This window comes from Paraburkholderia sp. MM5496-R1, assembly GCF_050436205.1.
GTDB classification, from domain to species: domain Bacteria; phylum Pseudomonadota; class Gammaproteobacteria; order Burkholderiales; family Burkholderiaceae; genus Paraburkholderia; species Paraburkholderia tuberum.
The window spans coordinates 1241760-1257919 of the sequence record NZ_JBNDLT010000001.1; the positions used below are offsets into that span (position 1 = coordinate 1241760).

At 62.4% G+C, this 16160-nt stretch carries 13 protein-coding genes and 2 pseudogenes; 6 read left to right on the top strand and 9 right to left on the bottom strand.

From position 1 onward, the window contains the following. Positions 1–71 precede the first annotated feature (71 nt). On the top strand, positions 72–542 hold the full coding sequence (locus tag OKW38_RS06030) for a ribonuclease (RefSeq protein WP_429332468.1): 471 nt from the start codon (positions 72–74) through the stop codon (positions 540–542). Positions 543–1128: 586 nt separating this feature from the next. Then, positions 1129–2475 (top strand): NAD(P)/FAD-dependent oxidoreductase, encoded by a 1347-nt coding sequence (locus tag OKW38_RS06035; RefSeq protein WP_429360486.1) that lies wholly within the window; start codon positions 1129–1131, stop codon positions 2473–2475. A 144-nt stretch (positions 2476–2619) separates the two neighbouring features. Here OKW38_RS06035 and OKW38_RS06040 read toward each other — a convergent pair. Together OKW38_RS06040 and OKW38_RS06045 are read right to left on the bottom strand one after the other, a co-directional pair. After that, a pseudogene (locus tag OKW38_RS06040) lies at positions 2620–2781 on the bottom strand (cupin domain-containing protein); the annotation flags it as partial. A gap of 2 nt (positions 2782–2783) precedes the next feature. Continuing rightward, the gene (locus OKW38_RS06045; RefSeq protein ID WP_090811625.1) at positions 2784–3374 is read right to left on the bottom strand and encodes a LysE family translocator; all 591 of its coding nucleotides are present in this window, start codon (positions 3372–3374) and stop codon (positions 2784–2786) included. A gap of 100 nt (positions 3375–3474) precedes the next feature. Here OKW38_RS06045 and OKW38_RS06050 point away from each other — a divergent pair, with 100 nt between their 5' ends. Continuing rightward, positions 3475–4365, top strand: coding sequence for a LysR substrate-binding domain-containing protein (locus OKW38_RS06050; RefSeq protein WP_090811623.1), 891 nt, complete (start codon positions 3475–3477; stop codon positions 4363–4365). Between the two features lie 89 nt (positions 4366–4454). Here OKW38_RS06050 and OKW38_RS06055 read toward each other — a convergent pair whose 3' ends face one another. Next, positions 4455–5345, bottom strand: coding sequence for a LysR family transcriptional regulator (locus OKW38_RS06055; RefSeq protein ID WP_090811621.1), 891 nt, complete (start codon positions 5343–5345; stop codon positions 4455–4457). 121 nt (positions 5346–5466) lie between these two features. Here OKW38_RS06055 and OKW38_RS06060 point away from each other — a divergent pair, with 121 nt between their 5' ends. After that, positions 5467–6207: an SDR family NAD(P)-dependent oxidoreductase gene (locus OKW38_RS06060; RefSeq protein ID WP_429360488.1), complete on the top strand. Its 741-nt coding sequence runs from the start codon at positions 5467–5469 to the stop codon at positions 6205–6207. 36 nt (positions 6208–6243) lie between these two features. On the opposite strand, the gene OKW38_RS06065 is transcribed toward OKW38_RS06060, so the two are convergent. Next, positions 6244–6993: an SDR family oxidoreductase gene (locus OKW38_RS06065; RefSeq protein WP_429360489.1), complete on the bottom strand. Its 750-nt coding sequence runs from the start codon at positions 6991–6993 to the stop codon at positions 6244–6246. A 99-nt stretch (positions 6994–7092) separates the two neighbouring features. Here OKW38_RS06065 and OKW38_RS06070 point away from each other — a divergent pair, with 99 nt between their 5' ends. Continuing rightward, positions 7093–8007, top strand: coding sequence for an AraC family transcriptional regulator (locus OKW38_RS06070; RefSeq protein ID WP_429360490.1), 915 nt, complete (start codon positions 7093–7095; stop codon positions 8005–8007). Positions 8008–8015: 8 nt separating this feature from the next. Then, positions 8016–8447 (top strand): annotated as a pseudogene (locus OKW38_RS06075) (glycine cleavage T C-terminal barrel domain-containing protein); the annotation flags it as partial. Positions 8448–8552: 105 nt separating this feature from the next. On the opposite strand, the gene OKW38_RS06080 reads toward OKW38_RS06075, so the two are convergent. The 5 genes from OKW38_RS06080 to OKW38_RS06100 form a co-directional block, all read right to left on the bottom strand. Continuing rightward, entirely contained in the window at positions 8553–9077 is a 525-nt protein-coding gene (locus tag OKW38_RS06080) for a BON domain-containing protein (RefSeq protein ID WP_429360492.1), read from the bottom strand. A gap of 112 nt (positions 9078–9189) precedes the next feature. Then, complete coding sequence (locus OKW38_RS06085) at positions 9190–10635, bottom strand: DUF5939 domain-containing protein (RefSeq protein WP_429360494.1); 1446 nt, start codon at positions 10633–10635, stop codon at positions 9190–9192. Between the two features lie 94 nt (positions 10636–10729). Continuing rightward, positions 10730–14059 carry an adenylate/guanylate cyclase domain-containing protein gene (locus OKW38_RS06090; RefSeq protein ID WP_429360495.1) on the bottom strand — a complete coding sequence of 1110 codons (3330 nt, stop codon included), beginning with the start codon at positions 14057–14059 and terminating at the stop codon, positions 10730–10732. Between the two features lie 301 nt (positions 14060–14360). Then, a complete protein-coding gene (locus OKW38_RS06095; RefSeq protein ID WP_429360708.1) occupies positions 14361–15308 on the bottom strand; it encodes a pseudouridine-5'-phosphate glycosidase in 948 nt (315 codons plus the stop codon). A 62-nt stretch (positions 15309–15370) separates the two neighbouring features. Further along, positions 15371–16033, bottom strand: a complete 663-nt coding sequence (locus OKW38_RS06100; RefSeq protein ID WP_090811606.1) for a dihydrofolate reductase family protein — start codon at positions 16031–16033, stop codon at positions 15371–15373. Between the last annotated feature and the right edge of the window lie 127 nt (positions 16034–16160).

Consider the following 16160-nt stretch of genomic DNA (forward strand, 5'->3'; position numbering starts at 1 on the left):
CTCCGTCATTAGCGATACCTTTACGTCTATCCAGGTCGTCGGGTGCTGGTCAACGAAGGGAGAACCGTTTCGTGAAGAGAGCGTGGGCTGTCTCCTGCATCGTCGCGTTGAGCGCGATCTTCGGCGGATGCGGCAAGCAGGGACCGCAAAGCGCCACTGAGGCATCGGGCGCATCCGCGAGCTCGGCGCCGGTTCAGCCAGCACAGGGTGCGAGCGCTGCAACCGCTGCATCAGGCGCCCAAGGAACGGGCGCGCTGGTCACCGTCACCAAGGCGCAGTTGCCGGCGGAAGCGGCCGAAACACTGCGACTGATCAAAGCGGGCGGCCCCTTCCCGTTTAGCGATGACGGCGTCTTGTTTCGTAACAGTGCGGCTTTGCTGCCGAAGCATCCGCGCGGTTACTACCACACCTATACGGTTCGCACACCAGGCGCGACGGATCGGGGGCAGCGTCGGATCGTATGTGGTGGGCCGCGCAAGCAAACCGGCGAGTGCTATTACACCGACGATTACTACGCCAGCTTCAAGCGCATTGGAGAATAAAGACCGAATGAACTGCATCAGCGACGCTATCTGCGAACTGGCGGCGGCGTCGCAAGGCATCTTTTTGCTAGCTGCGATGGCGCCTGTTTCAGCGAGTTCGGCGACGCAGTCATCGTGCCATTGCGGCCCACAACGATGAGATACCTGCCGACGGCATCAATCCATCGACCAAAAGTCTGAACGTTGATGGCTTCATCCTGATCACCACAGATCTGGCGAAGAACGACCCCCAGCCATCAGCGCGGCACCTACACCTACGATCACCCCTTTGACGACCACGCCGAGTGGAAGGGCGCCGAACTGCGTTTAGCAGTACGTTCGAGCGCCTGGCCATCGCGGCGAGCCGACTGCGCCGAAGTGAAGTCGCGCGCCGGGTCTCGGGCATCGTGCGTGTGAACCTGGAGGGGATTCCAGACAGTGCGAGTACGCCGTTGAGGGCGAGGTCAGTAGGAGATCTCTCAATCAGAAAACCTGAAGGCAGCCATCAGAACTATGAGATTTTCCTGCCGTCGGGCTTCTGCGATAGTTGTTCTCAACCGTTGTGTTGGATTTCCGTACCGCGCGTCGTCGTCCAGGGAGAATCTGCATGCATCGTTTTGTGATCGTGGGAGGAGGGGCGGGTGGCATCGAACTCGCAACGAGGCTAGGCGATCGTTATGGTGGTCGGCGAAGCGGGGCGCAACGTGCCTCCATTACGTTGATCGACCGCAACCCGACGCATATCTGGAAGCCCCTGTTGCACGAGGTCGCAGCAGGAAGTCTGGACCCATTCGCACAGGAACTGGCGTACGCCGCGCAAGCCCAGTGGCACGGCTTCCAGTTCATCCATGGCGAACTTGTCGGACTGGATCGTGGCTCGAGGCAGGTCCTGCTTGCGCCACTGCTCGATGACGACGGAACCGAACTGGTACCGCCGCGCCGAATCGGGTACGACTCGTTGATTCTTGCCATCGGTAGTACAACGCACTACTTCGGCGTGGCGGGCGCGGCGGAAAATTCGCTCGCGCTTGACAACGTCGCTCAAGCGGAACGCTTCAGAAAGCGCCTGATTTCAGCTTGCATTCGCGCCGAACAACAACGAGACGCCGGTGAGCGGAGTGCATGTGGCGTGCCGGTCGATCACGCGCCTCGTGTTCAGGTCGCGATAGTTGGTGGGGGCGCTACGGGCGTGGAATTGTCCGCCGAATTGCGCAATACGGCGAAGGTACTTTCATCATACGGCTTGCATCGGCTCGACCCCACACACGACGTCGGGATCGTGCTCATTGAAGCTGGGCCGCGGATTCTGCCAGCGTTGAAAGAACGCGTGTCCACCGCAGCTGCCGGACTGCTGGACAAACTCAATGTCAAGTTGATGGTCGACGAGCGGGTCGCGGAGGTCGCGCCCGGACTCATCCGCACGAAAAACGGCAAGACGATACGTGCGGATCTCACGGTGTGGGCCGCGGGCATCAAGGCGCCCGCGGTGCTTTCAATGCTCGATGGGCTGACCGTCAATCATCTGGGGCAACTCAGTGTGCGTCGCACGCTTCAAACGGATCTCGACGACCATATATTCGCATTCGGCGATTGCGCGGCCTGTCCATGGTTGGGTTTCGAGCGCAATGTTCCACCGCGCGCCCAGGCGGCTCATCAGCAGGCATCGTTTTTAGTCAAGGCACTTGCGCGACGCATCGAGGGGAAAAAGCTTCCGGAGTTTGCCTATCGCGATCTCGGCTCGCTAGTGTCGCTCGGGCACGCGAATGCGGTTGGGAGTCTGATGGGAGGTCTTATCGGCGGCAGCATGCTCGTGGACGGACTGCTTGCTCGCTTCATGTATTTGTCGCTGTATCGGATGCACGTTGCAGCGCTGCATGGCTATGCACGCATGATCGTCAATACCCTCGCGCATCGGCTCCGTCGAAGCACTGCGCCGCACGTCAAACTGCACTGAGCACGCCTTTCAGCGTCGACTCGAGCGGAGGCGCCATGCACGCTCGAAACGGCACCTCGGCCAGACGATGCCGACGTCTCCGGCGTCTCGAATGGATTCATCCAGCAAGGTCTCGATATCGGGGTGCTCGTGTTCTTCGGCAAGCTCCTCGTGCTCGTGGTCGTGCCAGACGAGCTGCCCGCGCACTTTCGCGACCTTCACGTACCGATCGTTGACCTGTGCGACAACTTTCGGCGACCAATGATCCGACACATCGGCGAACGCGGCTTCAAGGTCGAACGATTCGGCGAACGGATGGGAAGACATGCTTATCTCCAGGTCGGAATGAGGGATGCGGCGAGCAGCACACCCATCGCGAGATTGAGAATGCGCCAGTGGCGCGGCGTCCGAAACAGCCGCGCGAATAGCACGCCGAGCGCACACCACAGCGCGAGCGACGCGCACGCAGTCACCCCGAACGCTGCACCGAGCAGCATCGCGAGGCGGTTCGGATTGTTTGCGAGCAGCGCGAAAGACGCCGCCGCGCCAACCGTCATCGCCCAGCCTTTCGGGTTGAGCCAGAGCAGCAGGAAACCGTTGACGAGCGAAACCGGCCGCACGGGGCCATTGCTCGCGTTTGGCGGCCCGCTGCGCGCGATGCGCCACGCGAGCCACAGCAGATACGCGGAGCCGAGCGTTCTCACCGCCGTTTGCAGCGATGGCAGCGTGAGAAGCAGACCGCCAAGCCCGAGTGCGGCGAGCGCAGCGAGCAAGGCGAGGCCCATCGCGATGCCGAGCATCAGCGGTATCGAGCGTACGAAGCCGAAGCGTGCTCCTGAGGCGGCGGCGAGCGTGGTCGCGCCGCCGGGCGTCACGGTCGCGACGGCGACGAAGAGCAGAAGCGGCAGAATCGAGGTCATCGGTGCACATTCGGATCAGTGAATTCGCACTGTACGGATCGTCAAGGCATCGTGAAAGCTAATAATATTGATGCGGTACATTACGCCGCATAATGCATAGATGAGCCGAAACCTCGACCTCGATCTGGTCCGCACCTTCGTTGCCGTCGCCGATAGCGGCAGCATGACGGTCGCCGCGAATCTGCTGCACATGACGCAAGGCGCCGTGAGCCAACAGGTGAAGCGCCTCGAAGATGTGCTGGATTGCCTTCTGTTCGTTCGCAAGACGCGCCGGCTGGAACTGTCGCACCAAGGCGAGCAGTTTCTCGTGAAGGCGCGCAAGCTGCTGCGGCTGAACGATGAAATCTGGGCCGACATGACCGGCCAGCCGTTGCGCGGCGCCTTGCGTGTGGGCGTGCCTTACGATCTCGTGACGCGGCTCGCGCCCGCGATGAAGGCATTCGCCGAGGCGCATCCGCACGTCGAAATTTCGTTGGTGTGCGCGGCGTCGCCAGAGCTGAGCGAAGCGGTGAATAGCGGTCGCGTTGACGTGTCGTTGGTCGAATATGTCGCAAGCGAAGCCGAAGGTGAAGTGGTCTGCATCGAGCCGTTGGTGTGGGTCAAGGGGCGCGGCAGTGATGCATGGCAGAAGCGGCCGTTGCCGCTGTCGATGGTAGACGAGCGTTGTGCTTTCCGTCCGGTGGTGCTCGGCGCGCTCGCGGACGAGGGCATTGCGTGGCGCACGGTGTTCGAGAGCGGAAACATCGAGGCGACCGCCGCAACGGTGCGCGCGGGCCTCGCGATCACGGCCTGGCTCGCCTCCACGGTGCCGGCCGATCTGGAGACGCTCACGTTTCGAGTCAGCGGCTTGCCTGCACTGCCTGCGTTCGCGATCTGTCTGCGATTGCCCGCGACGGTTCAGCCAGCAGCACAGGAATTCGCGCGCCATGTGCGGGATTCGATGTCGAGCGACGCAGGCACTCGACGCGCGCCGCTCGCGAACATTGCGTGACGGACGGCGTTTGAAGTGCGCGCCGGAATCGACTGATTCAGACGCACGCAGTGCCGCCAGCCAGCTTTTAGTTCACGGACGTCGCGATCCTACAAGCGCTGCGGCAGCGCAGCAGCAAAATAGTCAGTCACCCGGCGCACGCGCGCAGGCACGAAACGACGCCTCGGCCAGATGATGCTTACATCACGGGCGTCGCGAATGAAGTCGTCCAACACGGTCACAATGTCGGGATGCTTGAGTTCGTCGGCGAGCGAGAGCTTCGCGAAGAGGCCGATTCCCACGCCCGCGAGCACGGCCGATCGTATTGTCTCGACGCTATTCGACGACAGGTTGCCTCGCACCGGTACGCTGAATCGGCCTCGTGGCCCATGAAACGGCCAGTTTGCCGACTCCATCAGACCGCCGTAGAGCAGGCAATTGTGATTGGCGAGTTCGGTAGGATCCTTCGGTACACCGTATTGCTCGAAATAGCGACGCGATCCGACGCAGACCAGCGGGGTGCTCGCAATCCGCTTCACGACCGAATCCGGATCGTTGACGGAGCCCACTCGAATCGCGAGATCGATTCGATCCTCGACCATATCGCGTACGAAATCCGACAACACGAGCTCGACCCGCAGACCAGGATAGCGCGACAGCAGCTCGGGAATGAGCGGAACAACGTGCAGGCGACCGAACGTAGAGGCAGAGGCGATCCGGACCAGCCCCGAGACATCCAGCGTGCTGCTGGTCAGTTCGCTGTCGGCCACCTCAATCTCGTCCAGCAACGGCTTGGTGCGTTCGTAGTATTTCTGCCCCTGATCCGTCAGGGTCACGCTGCGTGTGCTTCGGTTGAATAGCAGCACGCCCAGGCGCTTTTCCAGCGCGCCGATCGACTTACTGATCGCGGACTGTGACTCGCCGGTTCTGCGCGCCGCGGCGGAAAAGCCACCCGCTTCAACGACGGCGAAGAAGGCGTTCAATTCGTGAAACCGATCCATTGTATTTCTCTCGTGCGATCTATTCTCTCGGTGAATGGATCTTATGATAAATCCGCCGATTATCATTCGCAGGGGCCGCAATTACGATGTCACTTCCATTCACCAACAGGCAGAAGCTTCAATGTCTACTCTCACAGGGAAGATCGCGGTTATTAGCGGCGGAACGACCGGTATCGGCCTGGCGATCGCCAGGCGATTCGTCGCCGAAGGCGCTCACGTCTTTATCTTCGGTCGGCGCCAAGGCCAGCTCGACGAGGCCGTCAAACTGCTCGGACGCAACGTTACCGCGCTTCAGGCCGACGCCGCGAATCTCGATGACCTCGACCGTGTCGCTGCGGCAGTCAGGGGCGAAAAAGGTGTCGTCGACATCATCGTGTCGAACGCGGGCTTTACCGAGCAGGCTTCGATCGGCACCATCACGCCTGAGCATTTCGACAAGGCATTCAACCTCATGGCGCGCGGCCCGGTATTTCTGGTGCAGAAGCTGCTGCCGATGATGACAGGTGGTGGGTCGATCATCCTGGTTTCGTCGGCCATGCACGTCATGGGCATCCCTGGTCATACCGCCTACGCGGCGACCAAGGCCGCGTTGCGTTCCTATGCCCGCACCTGGGCCGCCGAATTCAAGGATCGCGGCATTCGCGTCAACATGCTTAGCCCCGGTGTCACCGACACCCCGATTCTCGACTCCCAGTCGGCGACACGCGAGGATCTGGTGAGCATGTACAAGAGCATGGTCCCGATCGGTCGACTCGCCCGCGCCGAGGAGATGGCCAGCGCGGCGCTCTTTCTCGCCTCCGAACAGAGTTCCTATATGACGGGCGCGGATTTGATGAATGACGGCGGCATCGGCCAGGTCTGAGGCCCGAGGCTCTCATCTCGGCGATTTTTACTCGTGCTATTTAGCGGCCGCGTTGTACCACTCGACAGCGTCCTCGCCGGCGGGGATGTTGAACGGGCTCGATGAATCGGTCGCTGCGAGCCAAACCGCTTCGGCGACATCCGATGCGTGCGTGACGGCCGTTTCTTTCTGCCAGTTTGCGAAAATCTGCTCCACGAGCGCGCCGTACGGCTCGGCGAATCCGTCTTTCATACGTGCCTGCGCGTTCTCGCCGAAGCGGGTGGAAGGCGCGCGTCCCGGCAGCACGACACGCACGCGCACATTGAACTGCTCCAGTTCGAGCGCGAGCGATTCGCTGAACGCGTTGACCGCGGACTTGCTCGCGGTGTAGACCGACAGCAAATGCAGCGGTCTGCAGGTGACGGTCGACGTCACATTGATGATCACACCTTCGCGGCGCTCGCGGAACTGCGGCAACACGGCCTGCGCCATCGCAATGGTACCGAGCGTGTTGGTCTCGAAGATATCGCGCACGGTGTCCATCGGCGTTCCTTCGAGCGCGTTCAGAAAACCGATACCCGCATTATTGACGAGCACGTCGATCCGACCGGCGGCATCGACGACGGCGCGAATGCTTTGCGGGTCCTTCACGTCGAGGGCGAGAATCGAAAGACGATCGGAGCGCGGCAAGAGGTCTTTGCGTGGCGCGCGCATCGTGGCGATAACGCGCCAGTCGCGATCCAGAAAATAACGCGCGATTTCGAGGCCAAAGCCGGACGAGCAACCGGTAATCAAGACGGTCTTCATGTCGAATCCTGTGGTTGGTGACAGTCCCAACACAATAAGTCCTGACCACCGGGACTCGCTACAATTGAGCGTCCAGGTTTCATTCGAAATCGTCCGATCATGATCGACCCGCTCGCCGAAATCGTCACATTGCTGAGGCCGACGCCCACGTTCTCGAAAGTGCTGAGCGGCGCCGGGCGCTGGCGCGCGAGCCGCACGGAAGTCGGCCAGCCGTTCTATTGCGTGGTGCTCGAAGGTTCCTTCCGTCTATCCGTCAATGGTTGCGAGCCGCTCATTCTTCAGGCCGATGACTTCGTGCTCGTGCCCGAAGTTTTTAGCTTCACGATGACGAGCATCAACCCGCCCGACGATGACGACGTCTCCGATATCGCGCCCGCGGCACTGCCCGACGGCAGCTTTCGTTTCGGCGATGCATCGGTCGCGCCAGAAGCCCAATGGCTTGCGGGCCTCTGCGCGTTCGGTTCGCCGGATGCGGCCTTGCTTGTCTCGCTCTTGCCCAAGCTCGCGCACGTGCGCGGTGAACCCCGGCTGGCGACGCTCGTCAAGCTCGTGAGGGAAGAATCGCGCGCGCAGCGGCCCGCGCGCGAGGTCGTGCTGGCGCGACTGCTCGAGGTGCTCTTCATTGAAGCGTTGCGAGCCACGGGGACGGGGGCCTCGCCCGGACTCGTCCGCGGCCTCGCCGACGCCCGTCTCGCGCTTGCCATCCGTCATATGCACGAGAGTCCGCACAAGCCCTGGACGATCGCACAACTCGCAAGAACCGCCGCGCTTTCACGGTCCTCTTTCTTCGATCGATTCAGCCGCGCAGTCGGCGTGGCACCGATGGAGTATCTGTTGTCGTGGCGCATGGCCGTCGCGAGGAGCCTGCTGCGCCGGAACGAAGTCAGCATCGCAGTGATCGCGGAACGTGTCGGTTACGGCTCGGCGAGCGCATTCAGCGTCGCGTTCACGCGTCATGTCGGTCTGCCGCCCACGCAGTATGCTCGAGACGCAGCGAATGTCGTCGCTCGATAGCGTCATAAAAAGGCTATCGGGCCTGGGGCCGCGAGCTTTCGCCGGATTGCAATCCGTTCGAGGCAGGCCTGGCGTTCGCCTGCAAGCTCGACCAGGACATCGCCTTCCGCGGTCGCGACGCCCTTCTGCGTCTGCGCGAGGCGCCGCTGCGCCGGCGTCTCGCGATCCTGACGGTCGACGGCGCCGAACATCTGATGCTGTGGGGTGGCGAAGCAATCTTGCGCGACGGCAAGCCGGTAGGGGCGGTAACCTCAGCCGCGTTTGGGCATACATTGCGATGTCCGGTTGCAATGGGTTTCGTGAACCGTGCCGATGGTGCCGCCGATGCTGCGTGGCTCACGCAAGGCCGCTATACGATCGACGTGGCGGGTGAACAGGTGAGGGCAACCGTGCATCTTAGGGCGCCATACGATCCGCGATCGGAACGCGTGAAGGGCTAAATGCAGCGAGCTGAGGCGAGAACGACCCCGAAATCAGGTTTTCGCGCAACAGTCGCGCGTTGCGTCTTCGTGGAGCTTCCCGAAGTGATGAGATCAACATCGAGCCTATCCGGCCGATGCCGCGAGACGTTGCTCAATGCTTGCTGCATCGCTCTTTCGCACTGTCAATCTGTTCGTCACCGACTTGACTCCCAGCACTGATCTTGATGCATTGCCAGCGCGCGAGATCTGCCAGCTTTCCGGCACCGATCCGGTGAGCGTGACGGCGCCGTGGCTCGCCCTGATGTGAATCTCTGAATCATCCATATCCGGTACCCGCCTGAGGGTGCGGCGAACGTCACGAACTATCGAAGTATCCGGCCTGGGTCGAGGCGGCGAGCCCGAGGCCGCCACCCTTTGTGCGACCGCGCCGGCCGTCGCGCTCATACCTTGTTGCGCGTTCGCATAGGCCGCGCCACTCGCGATGGCCGCAATTAACATTGCGCCGATTATTCTGCTCGCATTGCTTATGTTCATGCTGGCTCCTTTGGGTTCTGCCAACCTTGCAAAATCCGCTGTCCGTGTCGAACGATTTCTTTGACCAGCAAATCCAGGTCGCGAGCGTTTCCTCGGAACGCGGCTGAACGCCATGCATAGGGAGCAAACCGGCTGCGTCGTTCTTCTCCATCACGGCACCTGTCGGGTTCAATGTTGAGCAAACAAGAATAGCCCCAGGAGGAGGCAGGATCGGCGCCGTAAGCCGTCACCACTCGGACACGATGCGATACACGCTTGCCCTGCCCTGGAGGCCGCGAAGCGGAGCCTCAAATTCGACGACAGTGCGGCCACCAAGGAGGTCGCGGACCCCGGGCGCACTATAGAGCGCTTCCGAAATGCAAATCTCCCCGGCGTCGGCGAGAGACTGCACGCGCGCGGCGACGTTGACGGCCTGACCGAAATAATCGAGATTGTCGTTCAGTGTCACCGCAATCGACGGCCCGCAATGTGCCCCGATCTTCAGGATGATCGCCGGTTCTCCACGTTCGCGATTGAAGCGCCCGATTTCCTCCACGATACTCAACGACGCGGAAACTGCGTCCGTTGGTCGACAAAAGACGGCCATCACAGCGTCGCCAATCGTCTTTACGATAGCGCCGGAATACCGTTGTGCGATCATCTCAAGCAAGGCGAAATGCTGTCTGACGAGGCCGTACGCATTCAGATCACCGATACGTTCATACATGGCCGTCGAACCCTTGAGATCCGTGAAAACGAACGTCACTTGCCGAATCCCAAGGCCTTCCTTCTCGTCAACGTTCTCCGAGCGGAACAGGCGCCGGAAGGTCTGTCGCGCCACCAGCGCCCCTCCGGAGAGATACGGTTCGAATTCGAGCGGCGGCTTGATGGCCTGAGCGACGACCTCTGGAGGCCAATTGATCAAGAGCAGCGACCCGCGCGTGCTCCCGGTATTCCTTACTTGAATGACGACAGGCCCAGGCGGCACAACGCAGAGCGCCGGGGCAAACCGTTGACCGTCATAACCGACCTGCAACAGTGTCGGCGAGGTAGCGGCCTCACCAGCGATCGGAACAATGAGAGCGGCTTGTGTCTCGACATTCACACCCGTCAAGGCACCGGGGCCAAGAACAGCCTGCAGGGTCGTCGTCGAACCTGGCGGCAGGAACGTGAGGCCGCGCACGAGCCCCCGCAAGAAGTCGAGAAACCGGACTTGCTGGCCGGCGAACCGACCGTCACCGTTAAATCGCAGTTTCCAGTGGAAATCTTCAACGGAAAGCGACTCGGGATCGTGGAACGTCAGCCTCCGAAGTTCGGGCGATATTGAAAACGTGACCTGGATGAAATCGTCGAGGTCGGTTTCGCCCGTAACGTCGCATAGCCCACAGACATAATGGGTCTTGAGAGTGCGCAATGATCCGAAGCTGTGGAGGACCATTCCCGACTGCGGACAAAGAACGTCCCAGTTCATCTCGAACAATCCGTATCGCGCCGCATGAAGAAAGAGGTCAATGCATTCAGCCTCGCTTATGCCGCGATCTCGCGCAAACGCCAGCGGATTGACCCGGTAGACGGACAGCTCGTCGCCGCTCCTGATCAGAGTCTCGAGCTTGGAAATGACGCGCGGACTCCATGATCTCGCCTGCTCGATCGCGATCATTTTGCTCTCGAGAAGCCGATCGTCAATGTTCATCGTCGTGGCCAGGTCAACGGAAAACAGTCAGACACAACTGCCGTGTCATGTCGCTTTACCTTGGATTGCAAGATACGGTGATGGTTGGACGGCGTCAACAGGAGTGAGCGCGGCGACCCTCTCCTCCTCTATCGGCCTCGCCCGCAAGCGCGGCCTCGATCGCCTGGAGCGCATAAAGGAAACCCAGGCTGCTGCCCTCCTGCCGTAGCCGCTGGAGTTCCGTTAGCGATGCCGGATCGCGATTGCCGGTTCCATACGAGACAAGCGCCCGTGCGCGCGCCACGAAAAATCCGGAAAAGCGCGATGGCTCGCGGCGTGCATAGTCTTCAAGGGCCGCAGCATGGTGCGCGGCCGCATCCCAGCGTTTGCGGTCGATGCATGCATCTATCGCATCACGTCGAAACAGAAAGTGGTTGTGGCTCACCGCTCCGGCCGCGAGCAAAGCTTCGCCTTCCGCGAGCGCCTGTGCGAAGTCAACGGGGTCGTCCGTCGTGCGCGCGAGCACGCCGAGATAAGCGGGGCCCAGGTAGTTCATGCCGGTCTCCCGGCTGATCGACAGCGCCGCTTCGATATCGGCGCGCGCTTCGCGCGGACGGCCGGCGACCCGATGCAATTCCGCGCGAAACGCGAGCGCTTCACCTTCGAAGCGCCTTGATTTCAGCTCGCGCGCGCACTGTAGCGCAGGAGCGACGTGCTCCCACGCACGATCCCACTCCGCGCGATCGTGCAGGCAGTGCCAGGCAGCGTGATGGGCGACGGCGAGTGCGCGGGGATGCCCCACCTTCTGCGCTGCGGCGACGCTGGCAAGCGCGGCGTCGAGTGCGCGCGCGGCTTCGCCGGTAAACCACGTCGTGATCGCCCGCATCGGAAGGTTGGCCACCTCGATCCGTCCGAAGCCATGGCATTGGCAGAGTTCGATGCAGCGGCTGAAGGCCGCGTGGGCGCTGATCATCCGGCCGCGCATGTACTCGCCATCGCCAAGGCCGCCGAGTGCGGCCGCCTCCTGTTCGGGATCACACGCGTCGCGCGCGAGGGCAAGGCTGCGCCCGTGCTCACGCACGCAGCCGTCGATATCGCCGCGGGGAAAACACAGATTGCCGCGCAGGAAGTGAATGCGAGCCTCTTCGCGCAACAGGCCTTGGGAGGCTTCAGCGGCGGAGTCGAGGTCGGCCCATGCACCGTCGAGATCGTCGATGATCCGCTTCACCGTGGCCCGCCCGATCCATGCACGGCAACGCTGCGCGTCCGTCGTCGCATATTCGAGGGCGATTTCGAATGCATGAAGTGCCGACTTCATGTCGCCCAGCTCATGCAAAACGTTGCCATGTAGACACTCGAGCGCGGCGCGGTCGCTACGTTGATCCGCGAGATCGAGACCTCGTTCGACAAGCCGGAGCGCGGCTTCATGGCGGTGCCCCGACGCCTGCGAGCGCGCTGCTTCGCAATAGGCGAGCGCTGCCCCGGGTTCTCCCGCGCGATCGAGATGTTCGGCTCGCAGGACGAGGTCGCGCTCGCCGTACCACTGTGCGGCGCGACGATGCAAATCGCGGCGCCGGCTTTTCAGCAGCCCGTCATAAATGGCGTCGCGAATCAGTGCGTGATGGAAGATAAATCCGGTGCCTTGACGTCGTAACAGCAGACCGATCACAAGCGGTTCCAGCGCAACGCCGGCATCCGCGTCGGCGCCGGCGCCATCGACGAGAAAATCGACCGCCTCCTTCTCGAACAACTGGCCGAGCACCGAGGCAGCCTGCAGCACTGTCTTATCGGCGGGATCAAGCCGATCCAGCCGCGCCTGTACGAGGCTTCGCACCGACCCCGGCACGCCGGTCCCTTCGCCGTCCTGCGCATCGTTCAGCAACTGCTCGAGAAACAGCGGATTGCCCGCCGCCCGTTCGATGCAGCGTCCCGCCAGACCTGCCTGCGCCCCGGGAAACGATCTGGCCATCGCATGCGCGTCGCCGGCGCTCAGCGGACCCAGATCGATCAGCGAATACGGTCCGCCGGTCGCCACGCGCCACGGCTCTTCACTCGAATCGCCGTGCGTCCGCACTGTCAGCACGAGTACGGCCGGACATCCCGCCATCGTTTCCGATAGTCCGGCGAGGTCGCGAAGCGTCGATTCGTCCGACCAGTGAATATCCTCGACGACCAGTACCCGAGGTTGCTGGCGGCTCGCGCGTTGGACGAGCCGGGTCAGGGCGTTGCGTCGGCCGCGAACGCGCATTTCATTGTCCATGGCGTCGTAGACTGCCCGGTCCTCGAACCCCATCGGCAAATCGACCAGATCTTCGAGAAAGAGTGCGTCGCCAGCGTCGATCAAACCGCTGGCGAGCGCGTGCTCGACGCCAGCGGCACTCGCAGCTCCGTCGGTTGAGCCGTCGGCTGCCAACAGGCCGTGCACGAGAGACTGGATTGCGCCACGTCCGGTTGACGCACCGAAGTCGAGCACGAGGCCAGTATGAGAAAGGAATCCTGACTCCCGTGCCTCGCGTTCGAATTCCTCGACCAGGCGTGTTTTGCCGATCCCGGCCTCGCCGCGCAGCAGAACGGTGCGTCCGCCTCCGGTGTCGCGGCAGGAATGGAGCACGGATCGAAACTGCCGCATCTCATGATGCCGGCCGACGAACGGCCGGCCCGGGCGTGAGCGCCGAAGGCCGGCAATACACCACGCCATGACCGCTTGCGCGAAGCCTTTGACCGACAGCGCGCCGCGTTCGACACAGTCCAGGCGGTCAGCCAGCGGGCGTCGCACGCTTTCCGAGATCAGGATCGTCCCCGGCTCAGCCGCATCGGTGAGACGCGAGGCGAGGTTGACCGTGTCGCCGGTGACGGTGTATTCCCTATGAGTCGCGCTACCGGTGCCGCTTGCGACGACTTCGCCGCCGGCGATGCCGATATGCACGCAGACCGGGCGGCCGGGCGCACGCGACAGGTCGGGCATTCCGTCCCTGATCGCGAGTGCCGCCCGCACGGCGCGTTCGACATCATTTCCATGCGAGACCGGCGCGCCGAATACTGCCATGACGCTGTCGCCGACGTGCTTGTCGACGTGCCCGCCATGCTGCTCGATGGTGCGGTCAACCTGCTCGAAGTAGCGATCGAGCACGGCGAGTACTTCCTCCGCGTCGACTTCACGGCTCATCCGCGTGAAGCCACACAGATCGGCGAACAGGACGGCGACCTGCCGTCGTTCGCCTTTCGCCTCGCCTGGGCTCGCGCCGCTATGCCGGGGCCCGGTTCGCGCCCGCAATTCAGTCAAGGCATCGAGCAGTTTGCGGCGATGACCGACCGACGCAATACCCAGTTCTTTCAGATCGTCCGCGGTGAGATCGCGAAGCACGTCGGCGTCGATGGCGTTCTCGCGAAACACCGGTTCATACCGCTCCATTCCGAGGCTGTGCAGCCACACGGCGACGTCCACGCGCCCTCCTGAGAGGAAGGTGTCGAATCCGTCAAAGATAGCACGGGGCTGGCTTCGTGGAGCCCTGCGCCCCGGCGGCGGCCGACGCATCGCTGCCGCCCATGGGCGCGGTTGTCGACCGGTGGAAAGCAGCGGAAAAGGTGCGTCTCGCGCGTTGCCGATTGGACGCCTGGGACTTCAGCGAGGCAAATATCGACGAGCCAGCGCCTCATATAGCGGCCGGGCGAACAGCTTCGGCACTGGCTCGAAATGAGCGCGGTGGCCGTCAAGGAAATACCAGCCGCGCGAAACCGCAGTGAGGCTACACCGCGCCTGTGCTGGGCTTTGAGCGTGCCAACGCTAGCGCCAGCCTTGCGCCGACCTCTGCGTTGTGTTTCACGAGCGCGATGTTTGTCGCCAGGCTGCGCCCGCCTGTCAACGCCTTGATGCGCGCCAGCAGGAAGGGGGTGACGGCCTTGCCGGTGATTCCTTGTGCAGTGGCCTCGTCGAGCGCCTGCTGGGTCAGCGCGTCGATCTCTTCGAACGACATCGCTGCGGCTTCCGGCACCGGAGTGCTCAACACCACACCGCCGTCGAGGCCCAGGTCCCACTTGGTGCGAATGAACCGTGCCTGTTCCTCCGCGTCGTCCAGCCTGAAGTCCGCGCGAAAGCCGCTGTCACGCGTGTAGAACGCCGCAAAATTGTCCTGTTCGCAACTGAGCACTGGCACGCCGTGGGTTTCCAGGTATTCCAATGTGAGCCCGATGTCCAGGATGGACTTCGCACCGGCACAGATCACCGCCACCGAGGTCTTCGCCAGTTCTTGCAGGTCGGCCGAGATGTCAAAGGTTTCATGCGCGCCTCGGTGTACGCCGCCAATGCCTCCGGTGACGAAGACCTCGATGCCGGCCAACGCCGCACATATCATCGTGCCAGCCACGGTCGTGGCGCCCAGCCCGCCGCCGGCCAGCACGGCCGGCAGGTCGCGGCGGCTGACCTTATGTACGTGGTCCGATCGGCCGATCGTTTCCAGCTCGTCATCCGAAAGGCCGATGTGGATTCGCCCATCGATCAGCGCAATAGTCGCCGGCTCGGCACCCGCGTCACGGATCAAGGCTTCCACTTCGCGCGCAGTGCGAACGTTCTCCGGGTAGGGCATGCCGTGGGCGATGATGGTCGATTCCAGCGCCACGAGCGGGCGACCGGAGGCCTGCGCAGCGGCTGCAGGCGCGCTCCAGGTCAACCAGGAGCGTGCAAGGTCAGCAACCATGTCGATCCTTTCGGTGGTGTGATTCACTGAAGTATGCGGTACAAGAGGCCTTCAGCGAGTGCTTAGGCGTCCGTGTGCCCTTGGCGCCTTAGGACGACATGCGTGGCCTTCTCCGACGCTACGAATTCAACGCATTCGTATCCCAGAGCCCGCAAGTCGACCCCTTCGAACAGCGATTCTCCCCGGCCGAGCAGGACCGGCGCGACGGCAATGTGCAGATCATCGATGAGGCCCTCGCGAAGATACTGCTGAATTGTGTCCGGCCCACCGCCGATCCGCACGTCCATTCCGGCAGCGGCCTCGCGTGCACGGTCGAGCGCCTCGCGGATGCCTCCTGTTATGAAGTGGAACGTCGTGCCGCCTGCCATCTCGATGGGGGGACGAGCGTGATGGGTCAAGATGAAGACTGGAACGTGATACGGTGGATTGTCTCCCCACCAGCCTTTCCAGTTTGTGTCCGGCCAGTCCCCACGAATGGGTCCGAACATGTTCCGCCCAAGAATCCAGGCCCCGACATTCTGAAAGCCGCGGGCGGCGAAATCATCGTCAACCCCGGTCGTACCGCCGTCCTTGCCGAACAAGGCTTGCTGGAACGTGTGTGTTGGGACTAGCCACTGATGCAGTTCCGTCCCGCCAACGCCGAGCGGATTGTTGATGTCTTGATGCGGGCCTGCGCCGTATCCGTCGAGCGAAATGGTGAAGCCCGCAACGCGAACGCGTGTCATCGTTTGCCTCCGTTTAGACGCCTAACGTAATGTGGACCGCAAAGCTGCATGGTTTGCCGGAACTACGCGAAATAGTCTGGCAGCAGATTTTTGCTCAACCCTATGTCTCCAGGAGAAGTTTTCCGAA

Coding starts and splice junctions, on each gene's coding strand:
- OKW38_RS06035 (WP_429360486.1), top strand. CDS start 1,129: ATGCATCGTTTTGTGATCGTGGGAGGAGGGGCGGGTGGCATCGAACTC.
- OKW38_RS06045 (WP_090811625.1), bottom strand. CDS start 3,374: ATGACCTCGATTCTGCCGCTTCTGCTCTTCGTCGCCGTCGCGACCGTG.
- OKW38_RS06050 (WP_090811623.1), top strand. CDS start 3,475: ATGAGCCGAAACCTCGACCTCGATCTGGTCCGCACCTTCGTTGCCGTC.
- OKW38_RS06055 (WP_090811621.1), bottom strand. CDS start 5,345: ATGGATCGGTTTCACGAATTGAACGCCTTCTTCGCCGTCGTTGAAGCG.
- OKW38_RS06060 (WP_429360488.1), top strand. CDS start 5,467: ATGTCTACTCTCACAGGGAAGATCGCGGTTATTAGCGGCGGAACGACC.
- OKW38_RS06065 (WP_429360489.1), bottom strand. CDS start 6,993: ATGAAGACCGTCTTGATTACCGGTTGCTCGTCCGGCTTTGGCCTCGAA.
- OKW38_RS06070 (WP_429360490.1), top strand. CDS start 7,093: ATGATCGACCCGCTCGCCGAAATCGTCACATTGCTGAGGCCGACGCCC.
- OKW38_RS06080 (WP_429360492.1), bottom strand. CDS start 9,077: ATGGCGTTCAGCCGCGTTCCGAGGAAACGCTCGCGACCTGGATTTGCT.
- OKW38_RS06085 (WP_429360494.1), bottom strand. CDS start 10,635: ATGAACATTGACGATCGGCTTCTCGAGAGCAAAATGATCGCGATCGAG.
- OKW38_RS06095 (WP_429360708.1), bottom strand. CDS start 15,308: ATGGTTGCTGACCTTGCACGCTCCTGGTTGACCTGGAGCGCGCCTGCA.
- OKW38_RS06100 (WP_090811606.1), bottom strand. CDS start 16,033: ATGACACGCGTTCGCGTTGCGGGCTTCACCATTTCGCTCGACGGATAC.